The organism is Paenibacillus sp. WLX1005 (assembly GCF_046603685.1).
GTDB lineage: Bacteria > Bacillota > Bacilli > Paenibacillales > Paenibacillaceae > Saccharibacillus.
The window spans coordinates 174,641-194,545 of sequence record NZ_CP176756.1; the positions used below are offsets into that span (position 1 = coordinate 174,641).

Annotated in this window: 16 protein-coding genes and 1 other RNA gene; 13 read left to right on the forward strand and 4 right to left on the reverse strand. The window is 47.4% G+C overall.

The genetic code is table 11. The features are described 5' to 3' along the window. The first annotated feature begins 147 nt into the window (after positions 1-147). The 8 genes from ACE3MZ_RS00775 to ssrA all read left to right on the forward strand — a co-directional run bounded on the left by ACE3MZ_RS00775 (position 148) and on the right by ssrA (position 10,939). Positions 148-1,329 (forward strand): phosphoglycerate kinase, encoded by a 1,182-nt coding sequence (locus ACE3MZ_RS00775; RefSeq protein WP_411344665.1) that lies wholly within the window; start codon positions 148-150, stop codon positions 1,327-1,329. Positions 1,330-1,372: 43 nt separating this feature from the next. Next, positions 1,373-2,125 carry a triose-phosphate isomerase gene (gene tpiA, locus ACE3MZ_RS00780; protein WP_411344666.1) on the forward strand — a complete coding sequence of 251 codons (753 nt, stop codon included), beginning with the start codon at positions 1,373-1,375 and terminating at the stop codon, positions 2,123-2,125. After that, positions 2,126-3,667: a 2,3-bisphosphoglycerate-independent phosphoglycerate mutase gene (gene gpmI, locus ACE3MZ_RS00785; RefSeq protein WP_411344667.1), complete on the forward strand. Its 1,542-nt coding sequence runs from the start codon at positions 2,126-2,128 to the stop codon at positions 3,665-3,667. Positions 3,668-3,839: 172 nt separating this feature from the next. Further along, positions 3,840-5,144 carry a phosphopyruvate hydratase gene (gene eno, locus ACE3MZ_RS00790; protein ID WP_411344668.1) on the forward strand — a complete coding sequence of 435 codons (1,305 nt, stop codon included), beginning with the start codon at positions 3,840-3,842 and terminating at the stop codon, positions 5,142-5,144. A gap of 511 nt (positions 5,145-5,655) precedes the next feature. Continuing rightward, positions 5,656-5,886, forward strand: a complete 231-nt coding sequence (secG, locus tag ACE3MZ_RS00795) for a preprotein translocase subunit SecG (protein WP_367061615.1) — start codon at positions 5,656-5,658, stop codon at positions 5,884-5,886. 915 nt (positions 5,887-6,801) lie between these two features. Continuing rightward, entirely contained in the window at positions 6,802-9,552 is a 2,751-nt protein-coding gene (gene rnr, locus ACE3MZ_RS00800) for a ribonuclease R (protein ID WP_411346654.1), read from the forward strand. A 132-nt stretch (positions 9,553-9,684) separates the two neighbouring features. Then, on the forward strand, positions 9,685-10,161 hold the full coding sequence (gene smpB / locus ACE3MZ_RS00805) for an SsrA-binding protein SmpB (RefSeq protein ID WP_411344669.1): 477 nt from the start codon (positions 9,685-9,687) through the stop codon (positions 10,159-10,161). 412 nt (positions 10,162-10,573) lie between these two features. Beyond that, positions 10,574-10,939, forward strand: a transfer-messenger RNA (tmRNA) gene (gene ssrA, locus ACE3MZ_RS00810). Positions 10,940-11,055: 116 nt separating this feature from the next. On the opposite strand, the gene ACE3MZ_RS00815 is transcribed toward ssrA, so the two are convergent. Next, positions 11,056-11,457 (reverse strand): type II toxin-antitoxin system death-on-curing family toxin, encoded by a 402-nt coding sequence (locus ACE3MZ_RS00815; RefSeq protein ID WP_411344670.1) that lies wholly within the window; start codon positions 11,455-11,457, stop codon positions 11,056-11,058. Beyond that, positions 11,454-11,717 carry an AbrB family transcriptional regulator gene (locus ACE3MZ_RS00820; RefSeq protein ID WP_411344671.1) on the reverse strand — a complete coding sequence of 88 codons (264 nt, stop codon included), beginning with the start codon at positions 11,715-11,717 and terminating at the stop codon, positions 11,454-11,456. Before ACE3MZ_RS00820 ends, ACE3MZ_RS00815 begins: the two co-directional genes overlap by 4 nt. A gap of 235 nt (positions 11,718-11,952) precedes the next feature. Between ACE3MZ_RS00820 and ACE3MZ_RS00825 the strand changes: the two genes are divergently transcribed. Beyond that, entirely contained in the window at positions 11,953-13,113 is a 1,161-nt protein-coding gene (locus tag ACE3MZ_RS00825; protein WP_411344672.1) for a cobalamin-independent methionine synthase II family protein, read from the forward strand. A 519-nt stretch (positions 13,114-13,632) separates the two neighbouring features. Next, positions 13,633-15,162: a restriction endonuclease gene (locus ACE3MZ_RS00830; protein WP_411344673.1), complete on the forward strand. Its 1,530-nt coding sequence runs from the start codon at positions 13,633-13,635 to the stop codon at positions 15,160-15,162. A 290-nt stretch (positions 15,163-15,452) separates the two neighbouring features. Here the strand turns inward: ACE3MZ_RS00830 and ACE3MZ_RS00835 are convergent, their stop codons facing one another. Beyond that, complete coding sequence (locus ACE3MZ_RS00835) at positions 15,453-16,292, reverse strand: helix-turn-helix transcriptional regulator (RefSeq protein WP_411344674.1); 840 nt, start codon at positions 16,290-16,292, stop codon at positions 15,453-15,455. Positions 16,293-16,404: 112 nt separating this feature from the next. On the opposite strand from ACE3MZ_RS00835, the gene ACE3MZ_RS00840 reads away from it, so the two are divergent. Then, positions 16,405-17,250: an NAD-dependent epimerase/dehydratase family protein gene (locus ACE3MZ_RS00840; protein WP_411344675.1), complete on the forward strand. Its 846-nt coding sequence runs from the start codon at positions 16,405-16,407 to the stop codon at positions 17,248-17,250. Positions 17,251-17,420: 170 nt separating this feature from the next. Here ACE3MZ_RS00840 and ACE3MZ_RS00845 read toward each other — a convergent pair whose 3' ends face one another. Beyond that, positions 17,421-17,984, reverse strand: a complete 564-nt coding sequence (locus ACE3MZ_RS00845) for an SMI1/KNR4 family protein (protein WP_411344676.1) — start codon at positions 17,982-17,984, stop codon at positions 17,421-17,423. A 260-nt stretch (positions 17,985-18,244) separates the two neighbouring features. Between ACE3MZ_RS00845 and ACE3MZ_RS00850 the strand changes: the two genes are divergently transcribed. Continuing rightward, entirely contained in the window at positions 18,245-19,498 is a 1,254-nt protein-coding gene (locus tag ACE3MZ_RS00850) for a mechanosensitive ion channel family protein (RefSeq protein WP_411344677.1), read from the forward strand. A gap of 177 nt (positions 19,499-19,675) precedes the next feature. After that, on the forward strand, positions 19,676-19,873 hold the full coding sequence (locus ACE3MZ_RS00855; protein ID WP_411344678.1) for a hypothetical protein: 198 nt from the start codon (positions 19,676-19,678) through the stop codon (positions 19,871-19,873). Positions 19,874-19,905 lie beyond the last annotated feature (32 nt).

Genomic DNA, 19,905 nt, shown 5'->3' on the forward strand with positions numbered 1-19,905 from the left:
TACTGGCCATACGCTGAAATAAATATTAATTCCATAAAGCGGAAACAGATCCTATTTGTTTCCGCTTTTTCTAAGTTACGTGCTGTACATACGTGCAGCCGGTTCCGATTTGGTAAAGCTTAAAATTACGGGCATGGAGGTAAGACAATGAACAAAAAAAGTGTGCGTGATGTAGAAGTAGCTGGCAAAGTGGTATTCGTACGTGTGGATTTCAACGTACCGATGGAAGATGGCAAAATCACGGATGACAAACGTATCCGCGAAACGCTGCCGACCATTAACTACCTGATCGAAAAAGGCGCAAAAGTTCTGCTTGCAAGCCATCTGGGTCGTCCAAAAGGTGAAGTAGTGGAGTCCATGAGACTGACTGCACCAGCGGAACGTCTGTCCCAACTGCTGGGCAAACCGGTAGCCAAAGCAGACGAATCGACTGGCGATGCAGTAAAAGCTCAAATCGCTGAACTGAAAGACGGCGATGTACTTGTATTGGAAAACGTTCGTTTCCATGCAGGCGAAGAGAAAAATGATCCAGAACTGGCAAAAGAATTTGCTGAGCTGGCTGATCTGTTCGTGAACGATGCATTTGGCGCGGCTCACCGTGCGCATGCTTCGACAGAAGGTATCGCTCATCACCTGCCAGCAGTAGCTGGTCTGCTGATGGAGAAAGAATTGGATGTACTGGGTAAAGCCCTGAACAATCCAGAGCGCCCTTTCACAGCAATCGTTGGTGGTTCCAAAGTAAAAGACAAAATCGATGTAATCGACAACCTGCTGAACCTGGCAGACAACGTAATCATCGGTGGCGGTCTGTCCTACACATTCATGAAAGCGCAAGGTCACGAAGTAGGTCAATCCCTGCTGGACGAGAGCAAACTGGATGTAGCACTGGGCTTTATTGAAAAAGCAAAACAACTCGGCAAAAACTTCTACCTGCCAGTAGATATCGTAATCTCTGACGATTTCAGCGCGGATGCAAACACGCAAATCGTTGAAGTTGGCGACATCCCGGCAGACTGGGAAGGCATCGACATCGGTCCAAAAACACGTGAGATCTACGCTGACGTGATCAAAAACTCCAAACTGGTTGTTTGGAACGGACCAATGGGCGTATTCGAAATCGAACCGTTCTCCCATGGTACTCGTGCAGTAGCAGAAGCTTGCGCAACAACAGACGCTTACACCGTAATCGGTGGCGGTGACTCCGCAGCAGCAGCTGAGAAGTTCCACCTGGCTGACAAAATGGATCACATCTCTACAGGCGGCGGCGCTTCCCTGGAGTTCATGGAAGGTAAAGCACTTCCTGGCGTTGTGGCACTTAACGATAAATAAGTTTACAATATAGGCAGTATGGAATAGAAGGAGTGATACAGCAGTGAGAACACCAATCATTGCCGGCAACTGGAAAATGTTCAAAACCGTTCCGGAAGCTAAAGCATTCATCGAAGATATCAAAGGCAAAGCAGAAGTGGAAGGCGTAGAGAGCGTAATCTGTGCACCATTCACCAACCTGCCAGCTCTGGTAGAAGCGGTAAAAGGAACTTCTATCAAAATCGGCGCGCAAAACCTTCATTTTGAAGACAATGGCGCATTCACTGGCGAGATCAGCGGCGTTATGCTGAAAGACCTCGGCGTAGATTATGTAATCATCGGTCACTCCGAGCGTCGTCAATATTTTGGCGAAACCGACGAGATCGTAAACAAAAAAGTACTTGCTGCATTCCGTCATGACCTGACGCCAATCGTCTGCGTAGGCGAGAAGCTGGAAGAGCGCGAAAGCGATCAAACCAAGGATGTATGTAAAGTACAAACCGAAGGCGCATTTGCTGGTCTGAGCGAAGAGCAGGCGAAAGCAACTGTTATCGCTTATGAGCCAATCTGGGCAATCGGAACAGGCAAATCTTCCACTTCTGCTGATGCGAATGAAGTGATTTCTTATATTCGTAACGTTGTGAAAGACCTGTACAACGAAGAAGTGGCAAACGCAGTTCGTATTCAATACGGCGGTAGCGTGAAGCCTGAGAACGTGAAGGAGTACATGGGACAAAGTGACATCGACGGAGCACTCGTCGGCGGCGCAAGTCTTCAGCCTGAGTCTTACATTCAGCTGGTTGAGGGGGCGAAGTAAATGTCAGTTCCAAAACCGGTAGCATTAATTATCATGGACGGTTTCGGTCTGCGTCCGGAAGTCGAAGGCAACGGTGTTGCTCAGGCGAAAAAACCGAACTATGACCGTTACCTGCAACAATACCCTCATACAACTCTGACAGCTTGCGGCGAAGCCGTAGGTTTGCCAGAAGGTCAAATGGGGAACTCGGAAGTCGGTCACCTGAACATCGGCGCAGGTCGCGTCGTATACCAGGATTTGACTCGCATTTCCAAATCGATTCGTGACGGCGAGTACTTCCACAACGAAGCACTCGTCGGCGCAGTCGAAAATGCCAAAACAAACGGCAAAAAGCTGCACCTGTTTACGCTGCTGTCTGACGGCGGTGTACACAGTCATATCGACCACCTGTTTGCAACGCTGGAACTGGCGAAAAAACATGACTTTCATGATGTGCTGATCCACGTATTCCTGGACGGTCGCGACGTAGCACCGGACAGCGGTAAAGGCTTCATGGAGCAATTGGTTGAGAAAATCAGCAGCATCGGTATCGGCAAAATCGCTACCGTACAAGGACGCTACTACGCCATGGACCGCGACAAACGCTGGGATCGTGTCGAAAAAGCATTCCGTGCTATCGCTTACGGCGAAGGTCCTCAATTCAAGGACCCGCTGAGCGTGGTAACTTCTTCCTACAAAGAAGAAGTGTACGATGAGTTTGTCATTCCGGCTGTGATTGTGGATGCTGACGGTCAACCGACCGGTACGGTAAGCAGTGGAGATTCCGTAATCTTCCTGAACTTCCGTCCCGACCGTGCGATTCAGCTGTCCCAAGCATTTACACAGCATGATTTTGACGGTTTCGAGCGCGGCGATTATCCGCAGGCGCTGTACTATGTATGTCTCACCACATACAGTGCAACGGTTGTCGGTCATATTGCTTTCGGACCGAAAAGTCTGGACAATACGCTGGGCGAAGTACTCGTTCAAAACGGCAAAAAGCAACTGCGTATTGCCGAAACTGAGAAATACCCGCACGTTACCTTCTTCTTCAGTGGCGGTCGTGATGTAGAACTGGAAGGCGAGACTCGTATTCTGATCAACTCGCCAAAAGTCGCTACCTACGATCTGCAACCAGAGATGAGCGCGCGCGAAGTAGCAGATGCATGCATCGCCGAGATCGAAGCGGAGCGTCAGGATGCGATCATCCTGAACTTTGCGAACCCGGATATGGTTGGTCACTCTGGTAAGCTAGAGCCGACGATCAAAGCCGTGGAAACGACGGACGAGTGTGTTGGTCGTGTTGTAGAAGCGATCCTTGCCAAAGGCGGCGTAGCGCTGATTACTGCTGACCATGGTAACGCTGAAACAGAGATCGACGAAGAGGGACGTCCGCAAACGTCGCACACGACGAACCCGGTTCCGTTTATCGTAACCGACGAGAACGTTGTGCTGCGCGAAGGCGGCATTCTGGGTGATATTGCACCAACTATCCTCGATCTGCTGCAAATTGCTAAACCGGACGAAATGACAGGTACATCCATCATTTCCAGCCGTAAGTAAGTTCTTATTTATTGTGATGAACGGAGGCTGCGACCGGCAGACGCATTAACATGCTCGTCATGTTCCGCTGAAATCGCCTGTTCTGTTGCAGTCATGCGTTCCTATATACAAGGTGCGCAGGTATACCTGATGTCACCCTGATCAAACTTATCTCAAAGGAGACTTTTAAATCATGACGATTATTACTAACGTGTATGCCCGTGAAGTCCTCGACTCCCGCGGTAACCCGACTGTTGAAGTAGAAGTATATCTGGAATCCGGCGTTGTAGCTAGCGCGATCGTACCTTCCGGTGCATCCACTGGTGCTCACGAAGCTGTTGAGCTGCGTGACGGCGACAAATCCCGTTACCTAGGTAAAGGCGTTCTGAAAGCTGTAGCGAACGTAAACGAAATCATCGCTCCAGAAGTAATCGGTATGGACGCTGTTGACCAACTGAGCATCGACCGCAAAATGATCGAGCTGGACGGTACACCAAACAAAGGGAAACTGGGCGCTAACGCGATCCTGGCTGTTTCCATGGCTGTAGCTCGCGCTGCTGCTGAAGCTCTGGATCTGCCACTGTACGCTTACCTGGGCGGATTCAACGCAAAACAACTGCCAGTACCAATGATGAACATCATCAACGGTGGTGAGCACGCTGATAACAACGTGGACGTTCAAGAGTTCATGGTTATCCCTGCTGGCGCTCCATCGTTCAAAGAAGCTCTGCGTACAGGTGCGGAAATCTTCCACAACCTGAAATCCGTACTGAGCAGCAAAGGTCTGAACACAGCTGTAGGCGACGAGGGCGGTTTCGCTCCTAACTTCGCTTCCAACGAAGAAGCACTGAGCTCCATCATCGAAGCGATCGAAAAAGCTGGTTACAAACCAGGCGTTGACGTATTCCTCGGTATGGACGTTGCTTCCACTGAGTTCTACAAAGATGGTAAATACGTACTGGAAGGCGAAGGCAAATCCTTCACTTCTGCTGAGTTCGTAGACCTACTGTCTTCTTGGGTCGACAAATACCCAATCATCAGCATCGAAGATGGTTGCTCTGAAGATGACTGGGAAGGTTGGAAACTGCTGACCGACAAACTGGGCAGCAAAGTACAACTGGTTGGTGACGATCTGTTCGTAACGAACACTGAGCGTCTGGGTCGCGGTATCGAAGAAGGTATCGGTAACTCCATCCTGATCAAAGTAAACCAAATCGGTACGCTGACTGAAACATTTGACGCGATCGAAATGGCGAAACGCGCTGGTTACACAGCTGTGATCTCCCACCGTTCCGGTGAGTCCGAAGACAGCACAATCGCTGACATCGCGGTTGCTACCAACGCTGGTCAAATCAAAACAGGTGCACCTTCCCGTACCGACCGTATTGCAAAATACAACCAACTGCTTCGCATCGAAGACCGTCTGGGCGAACTGGCTCAATACCACGGCCTGAAATCCTTCTACAACTTGACTGAGCACCGTGGTCTGACGAAGTAATTTCGAATTCTTCGCAAGCATGATCAGATGTACAATCACATGAAGATATGGATCGCAGGTAAGACGAACGATAACCTAGCATCGGTTATCGACGAAATGTCATATCGCGATTCCGTCAGATTGCGATTGTCATCCAACTTATAGATATCATCTGACCTTCGCCCGGAGCGCTGAATCCGGTCGCGAAGATCAGATACAGCTGCACAGCATATCCTTATGCTGCTAGCCATCCGTTTGGGGAATGGGCGTCGCGGCTGACCGTGAACACATCGACAACAACGGCCTGAGCCGCTACTTAGCCGTTACAGCCACCATGTTCACTGGACAGCAGCCATCCGTTTCGACGGATGGCTGTTTTTTTATTTTCCTATCGGCGTAGTCAGGAAATCGTTGCTATCTACTTGCCGAATATGATAAACTATAAATGCTGTTTCTATAGAGTGATATGGTTAGATAACCTGTACATATACATTTATAGAGGCTCGGCGAATCCTTCAAGGAGGTGGAAATTATGCAATTGACTTTGCAGATCCTGCTTACTATTATCTCGGTTGCTCTGATTATCGTGGTACTGCTGCAAAAAGGTAAAAGTGCTGGTCTTTCCGGTGCCATCTCCGGCGGCGCCGAGCATCTTTTCGGTAAAACCAAAGCACGCGGCATGGACCTCGTCCTGCAACGCACCACAGCCGGCCTAGGAGCCGCATTCTTCATCCTCGCCATCCTAGTAGCTGTATTCAGATAATAAGCGCCAAAAACAAAAACAGCCCTTCCCCCGCTATCCATAGCGCCGAAGGGCTGTTTTTTGTTTCCCATACAATGACTTCCCATTCTTTCCTACTCGATATATGTTATGCATAATCTTACACCCTTTTTAATGAACAATAAGGTCATTCACAGTCACTCAAGGTCTCTCAGAGTCTCTTACCTTGAAGCCTCTCAAAATCTCTTAGATCTCTCAAATCTTTTGATATCTCTTACATATCATTTCCTGCTACAGACAAAAGCGCGTAGCGCAAGGAAGTAGTTTTCACTCCCACTACGCACGGTCTTTACGCAGGATGCAATCCGCACGTAACGCAGGGAAGGAAATAAGGGAAAAGGACGACTTTGGAGAGGCGAGAATCTACAAGTATCTCCTATTCCATAGATTCTCACCTCTCCACCGGAGTCCGTTCCCTTATTCCTTCCTGGAGTGCATGTTGCATCCAAATAAATGTCCCAATTCCCCGCAAAAAAACTATTTCCCCCCCAGTCTGTTCATATAGAATTCACATAACCCCCGTATAATCAGAACTGTTCCCGAGCTTGTCCATTATTCCCATGTAAGTTGAAGCAAGACCGAAGTCCATGATGTGCAAGACCATTTAGCGGCATATTCGTTCCCCTTAACCAAGGAGAGGGTAACGAGCATGCCGCCCTTTTTTTTGCCGGAATACAGGCTGGGGATTAATTTAGTGTATACTAGGGTATGTGTATACTAAATGAAACATGATCGAAGTGGCTTTCTGAAAACGCAGATGTCCGTGCAGATCATGGACCGGTCTGCGTTTTACTCATCCATCACCGACACAGACCAGCGTATAGAGCACATAAAACCCGCAATACATATGAGCCGGATGGGCGTGATCGCTGCTGAAGGTGGGCCGAGGTGAATTCAATGATTACAGAAGAACAACTATTAAACTTTATGCGGGACACCACTTATAATCCAATGACGTATCAGGAGTTGGAAGAACATTTTCAGATTGAAGATGCTTCGGATTTCAAAGAACTCGTCAAGCTATTGAACCGGTTGGAAGAAACCGGCGATGTAGTTGTGAATAGCGCCAATCGATATGGCGTGCCAGAACGTATGGATCTGGTCAAAGGACGCGTGCAAGCACATGCCAAGGGCTTTGCTTTTCTGATCCCGGAAGATCGCGAGCATGGCGATGTGTATATTCATGCCAATGATCTGAACACGGCGATGAACGGCGATACCGTACTTGTCAAAGTCACTTCCCGTAACGCTTCCGGTGGACGGATGGAAGGCGTAATTGTACGTGTACTGGTTCGGAAAAATACCCGCATCGTCGGTGTATTCCAAGGACAGGATACGTATGGTTTTGTGCTGCCGGATGATAAGCGTATCAACCGCGATATTTTCATCCCGAAAGAGCATTTTGGCGGTGCCGTCGACGGCGAGAAAGTCGTTGCCGAGATCGTTAACTATCCAGAAGGACGGGCAGCGGCTGAAGGTCGTGTGATCGAGGTGCTTGGACATAAGGATGATCCCGGTGTGGACATCATCTCCATTATCCGCAAGCATCAACTGCCAGAGAGCTTCCCGGACGAAGTGATGGACGAGGCGCAGGGAGCGCCGGACGAGATTACTGAAGAAGAGATCGTCCAGCAAGGACGCCGCGATCTGCGTGGTAAGAATATCGTTACCATCGATGGCGAAGATGCGAAGGACTTGGATGACGCCGTAAACGTCGAGCGTCTGGAGAACGGCAATTACCGTCTGGGCGTGCATATCGCCGATGTCGGTTATTATGTGCGTGAAGGCTCCCAGCTGGACAATGAAGCGTACAACCGCGGTTGTAGCGTGTATTTGGTTGACCGCGTGATCCCGATGCTGCCACACCGTTTGTCAAACGGAATCTGTAGCTTGAATCCGCAGGTAGATCGTCTGACATTGAGCTGCGAAATGGAGTTCGATGCCAATATGAAGGTCGTCAAGCATGACGTCTTCACTAGTGTGATCAAAACGAAAGAACGCATGACGTACAAAAACGTACGCCGCATTCTCGAAGACGAAGAACCAGAACTGCTGGAGCGTTATGCACCACTCATCGACGACTTCAAGCTGATGCGCGAGCTGGCGATGAAGCTGCGCGACAACCGGATCCGCCGTGGAGCGGTCGATTTTGACTTTGAAGAATCCAAAATTCTGCTGGACGAAAAAGGCAAACCGGTCGATATCGTCAAACGCGAGCGTTCTATCGCCGAGCAGATTATCGAGGAGTTCATGTTGGCGGCAAACGAAACGGTCGCTGAGCATTTCCATTGGCTGAAAGTACCGTTCCTGTACCGGATTCACGAAAACCCGGATCAGGAAAAGCTGCAAAACTTCCTCGGCTTTGTACAAAACTTTGGCTATGCTGTCAAAGGTACTGGCAATCTGATCCACCCACGCGCACTTCAGCAGCTGCTGGACGAAGTGAAGGGTGAAAAGGAAGAGACCGTCATTAGCACCATGATGCTGCGGTCGATGAAACAGGCAAAATACTCTGCCGACAGCTCCGGTCACTTCGGGCTGGCTGCGGAATACTACAGCCATTTCACTTCGCCAATTCGCCGGTATCCCGATCTGGTGATCCACCGCGTCATTCGCGAAGTGATTGAGAACGGTGGCAATGGGCTGACGCCAGATCGCCAGACGTATCTGGAAACCCGTATGCCGGACATTGCCCAGCAATCGTCCGAGCGTGAGCGTGTTGCTGTAGATGCTGAACGCGACACCGACCAGCTGAAAAAAGCCGAGTATATGCTCGACAAAGTCGGCGAAGAATTCGAAGGACTAATCAGCAGCGTAACTGGCTTTGGTATGTTTATCGAGCTGGACAACACCGTTGAGGGCTTGATCCGTCTTGGGATGTTGACCGATGACTATTACCATTTTGACGACAAGCAGATGATTCTGCTCGGCGAGCGCACATCTCGAGTGTTCCGTATCGGTGACACCGTGACGATTCGCGTTGCTAATGTCAATATGGACGATCATACGATTGACTTTGAACTGACCGACATGCCGAAAAGCGGTCGTCGCTTCGACCGTGGAGGACGCGGTGAAAGTGAGCGGCGCGGTGGACGTGGTAACCGAGCTGGTGGCAATGGCGCCGGCAACGGCACAGCTGGCGGCGAACGCAAAGGACGCGGTGGCAGAGGCAAAAACAAAAACGCCAAAAAAGCCGAAGTATTCGGCAAAGCTGCGAAAAAAGCCAAGTCCAAAGCAGGCGGTAATGGCAATACCAATAGCCCAGCAGCAGGTGGTAGCAATACCAACCCGGCAAAAGGCAATAATAATACTGCCAACCCATCCACCGCTGCAAACGGCGATAATACTGGCTCCGGTAAGAATAAGCGAAAAAAGGACAAAGGTGTCACTCTTTCCACTCCGGCAAGAAGCGAATCTGGCTCCCGTTCCTCTGGATCAGGACGCAGCTTCGCATTTGGTTCTGGCAAAGGCGGCTACAACAGCCCTGAACCGGAGAAGAAGAACAGAGGCAAACGTCGTAAGAAATCCGGCGAAGGTTCCGTAGCACCGGCAACAACCAACGATGCACCTGCATCTGTACATGCATCCGGCGATGCCAAGCCGAAACGTAGACGCAAGCCAAAGAAAAAGAATACAGAGAACGAATAATATAAAGCATATGGGCTGCGGGTTGAGATCGGTTGGAATCCAGTAGCAGAGATGCAACAGTTTCCGACTGATTATTCATCCTCGCAGCCGCCCCTATGATATGGGGTAGCAATGACGGAAGGAGCAATCCACATGGCGACCAAAAAGAGTGAAAACAAAGTACTCGCCCAGAACAAAAAAGCATCCCACGATTATTTCATCGAGGAAACCTATGAAGCAGGTATGGTACTGACCGGAACGGAGATCAAATCGTTGCGTCGCGCACGCGCAAACATCAACGACGCCTTTTCCACGATCCGTAACGGCGAAGTATTCCTGCACAATATGCATATCAGCCCGTTCGAGGAAGGCAACCGCAGCAACCCGGCAGACCCGACCCGTACACGCAAGCTGTTGCTACACAAGCTGCAGATCAGCAAGCTGATCGGCGCATCTAAGCGCGACGGCTATACGATTGTGCCGTTGAAAATCTATATCCGTAACGGTTATGCGAAGCTGCTGATCGGTCTCGGTAAAGGTAAGAAGCAGCATGACAAACGTGCCACAGCGGCAAAACGGGATGCACAGCGCGATATTCAACGTGCATTGCGGGATAATCAGAAGCGTTGATTGGTAGATATGTCGATTGAAGCTTGCATCTGAGGTTTATAACAAGAGAAAACGATAGTGTGAGTGTTGTTAAGGTGATCACATTTTGGGGTAATGGAACATATCGGTGACTGGTAGCTGTCTCTCTTTTATAACCTGCTGATTGAATGAGCAGAACGATAGAAGTTACAATGCTGGCTCATCCATAGTGCATTAGCTGGTATCTACCGGCATCTGCACAGCTATCCATTTGCATCAAAACATGGTATAATCAACATCTGTGAGGAAACGAATAACGGTCGGCGCTTGCCGATGTGGTTAGGACATTTCCCGATGTAGCCCTTTCTATGGAGGGAAAGGCTGCATATACAGAACACTTCGGAAGACGAGACTCATGCGCTCGTCCCGTATTGATCCAGACCCTTTTGATTAAGGGGGCGTTCTTGGATTCGACGGGGGTAGGTCGGGCATGAGTAGCGGGTAGTGGGGACGCGTCCGCTTTATCAACGCTAAAGCCTATTAAACGGCAAACAACAAACTAACTACGCTTTCGCAGCCTAAGAAACTGTGAAACGTGCTCTCGCCTCGCATCGCCCATGTGCCAGGATGAGGGCCCAACTCTTAGTGGGCTACGCTGTCACATCTCCGCCTGAGGTGTGCTGAATAAGATAATCAGGCTGACCCAACGTAGAGCCGGTTACAGGGCGCTACTCGGGTGACATCAAATCTGTAACTACACCCGTAGAAGCTTATGTTGCGTTATCTTCGGACAGGGGTTCGACTCCCCTCGCCTCCATTTTTGTACACACTTTATGAATAGAATAAAGTAGTATACAGCAAAAGACACTGCCCAATGTGGACAGTGTCTTTTTTGTTGAAATGAAAGTCTTTATAATAAAATCTCATGCATTGCAATCAAGTCATTAAAATACAATGCCTCTCAATAGTTTCAGCTGACTGCTGAAAATCAAAATGATGATTCACCATATCCACAGTAAAATCCTCTGCTTCTTTTGCGCTCATTTTAAAACTCAAACCATTATAACGAAGAAATACAACCATTGCTGTAAATGCTGTCCGTTTATTAGCATTATGAAACGGATGATTTTGTCCAAGCGATTCAAACAACTCGGCTGCCTTCTCAAAAATACTAGGATACGCATCCTCGCCAAATACGGAAGATTGAAGTCGGTGAACGGCGGAGTGTAGCAATCCGGGTTCTTTTACTCCTACTTGTTCTCCCGGACTGTATCGTTGAATCATAGCTACATTGATTGCGATGACTTCTTGAACAGACAGATGGCGAATGGGTGTCATCGATCTTTCAGTCCACGCAAGGTTTGATCATATTCTGTCATAACATCTGTTAACGTATCCATGAAGTCTGGACTGATTCCTTCTGGCAGTGAGATCTTCTTAGCTTTTTTGATCAGGATCTCTCCTGTCACCGGATTAGCATCGATCGTTACTGCATCGCCTTGTCCTAAACCGACTTTCTTTAAAGCGTCAGTCATGCTAATGCCGAGACTATTGCCAAATTTGGTTACTTTTCGCTCGATTTCATTTGTTTTGCCCATTCTAGTACCTCCTAATGAAAGTTTGACTGTTATAACAATTATACGTAACGAGAAGATGAATTTAAACAAGTATACCTTTTATTAGAAAAATAAATCATACGTATATTCTATTCACTCTCGCCATAGCCCCTGCCTATAACCAGCCATGCCTTTTGCGCTTATATGAACCACTCCGCCCCATGATAAAATGGAACCATTACATCCAAGTCCGAATCCAATCAAGGGGGATTACTACATGAGTGATAAATTTCAAATCGTAGGCAGCTTGCTTCGTCCGAAGGAGTTGCTGGAATATAAGACGCAAATCGAGCATCGAGATGATATTAGCTATCCGTTTTATCAAGAATTCGACGGGTATCAGCAATGTGAAGCGAAGGCGATCCAGTCTGTCGTGGAGAAGGAAATTGAGAACGATCTCTCCATCATCACAGATGGTGAATATTCCAAATCGATGTGGCATTTGGATTTTGTCTGGGGGTTTGACGGTGTGGAGCGGTACATTGCGGATCATGGATACTTTTTCCGCGATACGGATGGTACGTCCAAATACGAGACACGCAAAGACATCGGGCTGCGTATTACTGGCAAGTTGAGCGGAAAAAATCATCATTTTATCGAATCCTTCAAGCAGCTCAAGTCCCATGCGGGAGAACGTGAAACGAAGCTGTGCGTGCCTTCGCCGTCGCATATTTTTGGCGAACTGTCTTGGTCGGACAATATCGGTGGCACGGATGCGGTGTACCAGAATCCACAGGAGTTGAAGGCAGGCTTGATTCAGGCGTATAAAGAGTTTGTTGCGGATTTTGCGGCTGCGGGCGGTGAGATTCTGCAATTCGACGATTGCTTGTGGGAACTGTTTGCAGATGACAATCCGAATTCTCCGTATACGGGTGAGAACATCAATCAGGAGGAAGTACAGGCTCTGGCGACTGAATTTATCGACATCAACAATACGGTCATTGACTACGGACACAGTCTCGGTCTGAAAATGTGGACGCATAACTGTCGTGGCAACTACGATTCTCGCAATATGGGTGGCGGTTCGTATGTGAAGATCGCCAATCTGTTCCTGAAGCAGCTGAAATATGATCGTTTCTTCCTTGAGTGGGATGACGAGCGTGCGGGTTCGCTGGAAGCGCTGGCTGTGTTCAAAGACAAGCCGGATACGGAGATTGTGCTGGGTCTGCTGTCGTCCAAAACGAATACGCTGGATGACGAAGCGCGTGTACTGCGACTGCTGGATGAGGCGTCCAATATTATCGATAAAGATCGTTTGTTGCTATCTCACCAATGTGGCTTTGCTTCCTGTGATGGCGGGAATGAACTGAGTGAAGATGAGCAGTGGGCGAAGATTAACCAAGGGCAGCGGATTGCGAAGCAGTATTGGAGTAAGTAATCTGGGCTAATCGATTATCTGAAAATAGGTGTGCATAGTTGGTGAAGCATACTCATTTACAGGAGAATCAGTATTTTCATATGTGCGATATGAAGCGGGCGCCGAATGGTGTCCGTTTTATTTTATTTTGAAACAGAGTTTGGGAACGGTTGACAGAGTAATAGAAAGAGTATCTGCACAGCTTATATTACAATATAGCGATGGAGCAGGCGAAAGGGATTGATTATGCACCGAAGGAGCATGATTTGGATACCTCAATATTTTGCGACATATGTAATTGGATAATGAGTAAGATGATCACAAGGGACTACATATCACAAATGAACTAATTAATTCTTTTAGAGTATAAAAGATATTTATTTACCTTTAATTGGATGTATAATTAATAGGAATATCATTCTAACGTCGGCAGAAAAGAAATGGACGAGAGATAAAACTAGCTTGGAAGGGGTTATTATTTTGGCGAGAAAAAGTAGTTATATGGCTAATATGGCAAGAGAAGCGGCAAGGTAAGCTCGATTGAATGAAGCGGAGAGAAAACGTCAGGAACGCGAGCGAATCAGAGTAATGAAAGAGCAACAAAGACAGCAGATGCAATTTGAAAAAGAAGAGAAATTGCGTTATGTCGAGAGTAGAATACAGGAAACTGAAGATTTAAATAGCGAAACAAAACAACAAATACATCAATTAAATACTATTCTGGAGCAAGGTTTGCGTGTAAGTCATGTTGTGTCGTTTGCATCGTTAAAGAGTACAGAGCAATTCAAGGAGTTTGTTGCACCTCATGAGATTGCTGTGCCTATGCGTAGACCGGAGATTGAACAGTATACCAGTCAGGTAAAATCTCAAAATGTATTGCAAAAGTTAATCCCTATGTTAGAGAAAAAGTATCAGAAAGCAATGCTTGAAGCCAAAGAGCAATTTGAACATGATTTGGTACGTTATGAGCGTTCAGAAAGAGAACGATTGTCCAAATTAAATGATCTAAAAGTAAGCTATGAGCAAGAAAAAGCTGCTTTTGAACTGACAATCAAAACCAATAATCTTGAAGTCGATCAATTTGGAAAACGATATCGTCATGGCGAAACAGAGGCAGTCATTGCTTACAACAATATTGTATTGGAACGTTCCCAGTATCCAATGGAATTTCCTCAACAATTCCGTTTGGCGTATCTTCCAGACTCGAAAGAATTAGTGATAGATTATGAGATTCCAAACAAAGAGATTGTTCCAACCGTGTCGGAGTACAAGTACGTCAAGACTAGAGACGAGATTACCGAAAAGCCTAGAAAAGATCAGGAGATTAAAAATTTGTATGCTGATGTGGTGGCAAGTGTTGCCCTGCGCACGATTCATGAAGTTTTTGACGCAGATCAGGCGAATATTATCGAGGTTATCGTATTCAGCGCTTATGTTCATTCGGTCGATCCAGCGACAGGCAAAGATATTGCACCCTATCTGATTTCAACTCGTGTCATCAAAGAGAAGTTTAAAGAGCTTGACCTGAGTCGAGTAGAAAAATCGGTGTGTTTACGGAATTTGGGAGCACAGGTCTCGCCTCGACCTTCTGAATTGCAAGCCGTAAAACCAGTGTTAGAGTTTAATATGGTGGATAAGCGTTTTGTTGATCATGAAAGTTTGCTTGATTCGCTGCAAAGTCTGCCCAATCTAATGGATTTGAATCCGTATGAATTTGAAAAATTAGTTACGGATTTATTTGCGAGAATGGGCTTAGATACCAAATTAATACGTTCATCCAAAGACGGTGGAGTGGACTGTGTTGCTTTTGATACTAGAGCCATTCTCGGTGGTAAAATTGTTATACAAGCTAAACGATACAAAAATACGGTAGGGGTCTCCGCTGTCAGAGACTTATACGGCACGATGATGAATGAGGGTGCAAACAAAGGAATCTTGGTCACTACGAAAAGCTATGGACCGGATGCGTACGAATTTGCCAAAGATAAGCCGATTGAGCTGATTGATGGCGGAGGATTGCTATATCTGTTGGAGCAGAATGGCATTCAGGCTCGAATTATTTTTGAATAGTGTAATGATGTGTACGTATAAATTGGTGAGTCCGAAAAGTGTTCTATACTAAATATATATCATTTCGGGCAGGGGGACGACTAACTTCGGCTCCATGTCCATCTGGAAAAATCATATGTAGCATTAGAATAAGAAGAGACCGCCTAATCAGCGGTCTTCTTCATTTCTTATTGATCATCATATTCATAAAGCAGTAGACACTAAGTTAGATGAATCTCGATTTTTAAATTGTACAAATCACCATATTTCCATCAGTAAACGGACATGCCTAATTCCTCTTTACGTCTAGCCTACACTCCAGCCTTGAGCATAGCTTGCAAGCGAGTAGCAGTATCCAGCGATGCGGTGTAGATCATCATTTTCATCATCGGATTGCCGGATGGATGCAACACGATATGTTCAAACTCCATCACACCTATACGCGGGTCGTCAAAATGTTTGAAGCGGTCTTTGACGGCTTGCACGTCGTGCATGGGCCAGCGTTCGCGGAAGATGGGGATGGTTTGTTGAAATTCGTCTACTAGCTTTTGGAATATGACATCGTTGGGAGACTGGGCGTAATCTGCACGGAATTGGGCAATGATTGCCTGCGCTTTTTCATTTCGCTCCTGCGTGTCGGTTCCGAGTCTGTCTCCGCTGAGTAGATGCTTGATCCAATTGATCTGGTAATCATTGGCAGCGGAAAAGGCAGGTAAATGGAAAACAAATGCAGCTGCCCGGTTCCAAGCGGTCAGATTCCAATACGGATCAAGCACAAATGCGGGATTCGGTTCCAGTGCCATAACGGTACGCTGCATACCTGTCTGCAATTGTTGTTGTTCGTCTTCCGTCTTCTCCTCACGCTGCGCGGGTTTGGCAAGCACATGCAAATACTGCCTCTCATCCTCGGTCAATTGCAGCGCCCGCGCAATATGATCCAGTACGTCCTGTGACGGATTCACTTCGCGTCCTTGTTCCAGCGATGTATACCATGACGTTCCAATATGGGCAAGCTGCGCCACTTCTTCACGACGAAGCCCGGATGTACGGCGTCTTCCATAATTGACCAGACCGACTTGTTCCGGCGACAAGCGTTGACGTCTTGAACGCAAAAATTCGCCTAATAGTTTTTTCGGAGAGAGTTCTTCCATATACATATGCCTCCTTATCCTGACACTGCCAGTCCTACGATCATCGTGGGCAGGCTACCTGTTGTTCTTTTCATTATACTAAATCTATTCAGTCGATACACAGGAGGGCTATATGATGAAACTATTTATTACCGGAGCTACAGGCAAAGTAGGCAGTCGTTTTGCACCACGCATGATCCAACATGGACATGATGTAAAGGTGCTGGTGCGGGATGTGGCGCAAGCGCAAGCATTGGAGCAGCAAGGCGCGCAGGTGATCCATGGGGATCTGGTACAGCCGGACAGTTATCTCGCTGCATTACAGGACGTGGATGTGATCGTGCATCTGGCAGCCAAGTTTCGCGGTGTGGATGAGGAAACGACGCGTACTGCCAATACCGACGGTAGTCTGGCGCTAGCACATGCCGCCTTGCAGGCGGGAGTATCGCGATTTGTATTTGCCAGCACGAACAATGTGTACGGCACGGGCGGTGCGGATCGTCCGAAGCATGAAGATGATGAGTTGAATCCGTTGTTTGCCTATCCGCAGAGCAAGGTTGCGGCGGAAACGGCACTGCTGGAGCTTCATCGTGAGCAAGGGTTGGGGTTACGCATCGTACGATTACCGTTTGTTTATGGTGATCGTGATCCACATATTGCTGATTTTTTACCGTATGTGAAGCAGTGGAATCCGGCGAAGCGTATTCATATGGGGCATCATGCGGACATTAGTCAGGCGTTGCTGCTGGCGGCTTCGGTACCCGGGATTGACGGTAGAATCTACAATGTGGCTGACGATGCGCCAATCTCGGCTGCGGAATTGCTTCGTTTTCATGGTGAGGAGAGTCTGCCGGAAGCGGCGCAGCAGGAGTACGATGCATGGGATATGGTCGTAGACACGATGCGTATTCGCAATGAGCTGCATTACCGGCCGGTGTATCCATCCTTCTACTCGGCATGGGCAGCCGGTGCACTGTAAGGAGTATAAATGACGGTATAAAATGATATAACCCCTTTTGGCGGATGAGCTGCAAAGCATCGGTTGACGATGATGGTTGCGACTCTGCTGAAAGGGTTTTTTGTTGGTGTGGATCAGAATTATTCGTTGGGTGCGTATTTGTAAGACACTATGCAGATAAATAGGAATAATTAACGGTGTTGATCCAATTCAAGCCAGAACGGGATCGGTTTGACGGCGGTGTAATCCATATCCGAATATGGCTTCTGCTTATATTCGATCTGAAAATATTCCTCCAAATTCGTGCCATATGGAATCACATCGGTCTGGTACACAGATAATACGGGATTGCCCGTTTCATATGGTTCGGTCGGCATGTAACGATGTCCGTAGATCGGAATCAATGGCGGAAGCTGGGCGTACTGTTGTCTGGCGATATTTTGTGCGGTCTGTGTATCTGCTGGACGTTCGCCCCAAGCGGCATACCAGAACACGTTATGTTGAATATCGAATAAGATTCCTTCCAGCGGTTTATGTAAATAGTCGCGCATATGGGTGATCCCACGTTCGGATACGTCTCTCCACTGCGGGAATCCGTTGCCGGTTGGTAGCATATGAGATAGAAATTCGCGCAGATCAGGCGGAAAATGGAATTGGTAGATGTACTCAATTTGGCTGATTTCATCGCTCAACAGACCGGGGTGCAAACTGACACGGTTCGACTCTAATAATTGCTTGATGGCGGAAAGGTTCATTGGTATGTAGACTCTCCTTTGTATGAGATGACTATGTATAGGGAAGGCTAGTCAAGGTGAAACAGACATAGTCGCGGTTGGTTTCTGACAACAAGTATAGAGCTAGTATGTATCTGGTATGGATGATCCACCAATGCAGTACTATACCTATACACCATGCCTGCATTTGCCTATGTCTCCGCCAAACTTTCTTTCGTACTGAGCAGTCATTTATAATAGGACACCAGTACACATGCAGTCAGGAGGAGACTATTTACATCATGGATTGGATCAGACAACAACTTCAGAATGTAGGCATGAATGAGATGATGATTGGCTATGCTGCTACGATCATCATGATCCTGTTTATCGCGGTCGTCTGTGTTCTGGCGAACTGGATTACACAGAAGATCGTACTCAAAACGATTATACACATCGCCAACAATAATCGATATACATGGGACGACATCATTGTAGAGAAAAAGGTATTTCACAAGCTATCCCATCTCGTACCAGCAATTATTATTTACTATTCTGCATCCGTCTTCCCAGCGTATCAAGGATTGATTGAGAAGGCGGCAATGACGTATATGATCATAGTCGGTATTACGGTATTTGATGCGCTGCTCAATGCGTTTGATGCGATTTATCGCTCGTTTGAAGTATCCAAAATCCGTCCGATTCGCGGATACATTCAGGTGGCGAAGATCATTATGTTTATCGTCGGCGGGATTGTTGTCATTTCGAATCTAATCGGGCAAAATCCGCTCATCATTCTCAGCGGACTTGGTGCGCTATCGGCGGTATTGATGCTGATTTTCAAAGATTCAATTCTCGGTCTCGTTGCTGGTATCCAGCTATCGTCCAACGATATGGTGCGTGTGGGCGACTGGATTGAGATGCCCAAGTACAATGCCGACGGTGACGTGATCGACATTACGCTGAATACGGTAAAAGTAATGAATTTTGACAAGACGATTACGATGATTCCCAGCTATGCGCTGATCTCGGATTCGTTTCGCAATTGGCGCGGGATGCAGGTGTCAGGCGGACGACGGATCAAGCGCAGTGTGCAGATCGATACGAGCAGCATTGCCTTTTGCACGCCGGACATGATCGAGGAATTTCGTAAAATTCACTATCTTGCTGATTATCTCGATGACAAAGTAGCGGAGATTGAGGCTTACAATGTGGAGCGTCAGATTAACCGCGAGAGCAATGTGAATGGCAGACAGCTGACGAATATCGGGGTGTTCCGCGAGTATGTGTATCGGTATCTCAAACACCATCCGGGCATTCATAGCAATATGACGCTGATTGTGCGCCAGCTCGCACCTGCGGATAACGGGTTGCCGCTGGAGATTTATGCGTTTAGTAGCGATACGACGTGGGCGGTGTATGAAGGGGTGCAGGCAGATATTTTTGACCATATCTTTGCGGTCGCTCCGACATTTGGACTGCGCACGTTTCAGAATCCAACCGGGCATGATATTGGGCAGCTGAAAGATCATCCGGTGTTGGTGCAGGGCGATTGAGTGGCATGAAAGTGGAATAGGTGCGTGCGGCATGTAGGGTACGTAATGCAGATGTTGAATACGGAGACATTTTGCAGTAAATAGACAGTGGGTGTACGTATATAAAAGCCATTAATCTCTGAGTTCGAAGGTTAATGGCTTTTATCCTAACTATGATATCAAATAGGAGTGAATGTTATGCCTTTGAATCGAGAGCAATTACAAGAAGCGATGAAAAAAGCAAGCCAGCATGCACGTCAGCAAGCGAAGGAGCGGGGCGCTTCGATTTATTATATGAAAGACAACAAACGTTTCCGTGAGGATGCGTTGGGGAATATATTCGAAATTGTCTACGATACGAATGGGCAACGAAAAGAGTATACGTATGAAGAATAGACATTTACCATGGATAAACTGTAGATGTTATT

Excerpts from the sequence above, each read along its gene's own strand:
- ACE3MZ_RS00775 (WP_411344665.1), top strand. The coding sequence starts at position 148 with ATGAACAAAAAAAGTGTGCGTGATGTAGAAGTAGCTGGCAAAGTGGTA.
- gpmI (WP_411344667.1), top strand. The coding sequence starts at position 2,126 with ATGTCAGTTCCAAAACCGGTAGCATTAATTATCATGGACGGTTTCGGT.
- eno (WP_411344668.1), top strand. The coding sequence starts at position 3,840 with ATGACGATTATTACTAACGTGTATGCCCGTGAAGTCCTCGACTCCCGC.
- secG (WP_367061615.1), top strand. The coding sequence starts at position 5,656 with ATGCAATTGACTTTGCAGATCCTGCTTACTATTATCTCGGTTGCTCTG.
- rnr (WP_411346654.1), top strand. The coding sequence starts at position 6,802 with ATGATTACAGAAGAACAACTATTAAACTTTATGCGGGACACCACTTAT.
- smpB (WP_411344669.1), top strand. The coding sequence starts at position 9,685 with ATGGCGACCAAAAAGAGTGAAAACAAAGTACTCGCCCAGAACAAAAAA.
- ACE3MZ_RS00815 (WP_411344670.1), bottom strand. The coding sequence starts at position 11,457 with ATGACACCCATTCGCCATCTGTCTGTTCAAGAAGTCATCGCAATCAAT.
- ACE3MZ_RS00820 (WP_411344671.1), bottom strand. The coding sequence starts at position 11,717 with ATGGGCAAAACAAATGAAATCGAGCGAAAAGTAACCAAATTTGGCAAT.
- ACE3MZ_RS00825 (WP_411344672.1), top strand. The coding sequence starts at position 11,953 with ATGAGTGATAAATTTCAAATCGTAGGCAGCTTGCTTCGTCCGAAGGAG.
- ACE3MZ_RS00835 (WP_411344674.1), bottom strand. The coding sequence starts at position 16,292 with ATGGAAGAACTCTCTCCGAAAAAACTATTAGGCGAATTTTTGCGTTCA.
- ACE3MZ_RS00840 (WP_411344675.1), top strand. The coding sequence starts at position 16,405 with ATGATGAAACTATTTATTACCGGAGCTACAGGCAAAGTAGGCAGTCGT.
- ACE3MZ_RS00845 (WP_411344676.1), bottom strand. The coding sequence starts at position 17,984 with ATGAACCTTTCCGCCATCAAGCAATTATTAGAGTCGAACCGTGTCAGT.
- ACE3MZ_RS00850 (WP_411344677.1), top strand. The coding sequence starts at position 18,245 with ATGGATTGGATCAGACAACAACTTCAGAATGTAGGCATGAATGAGATG.
- ACE3MZ_RS00855 (WP_411344678.1), top strand. The coding sequence starts at position 19,676 with ATGCCTTTGAATCGAGAGCAATTACAAGAAGCGATGAAAAAAGCAAGC.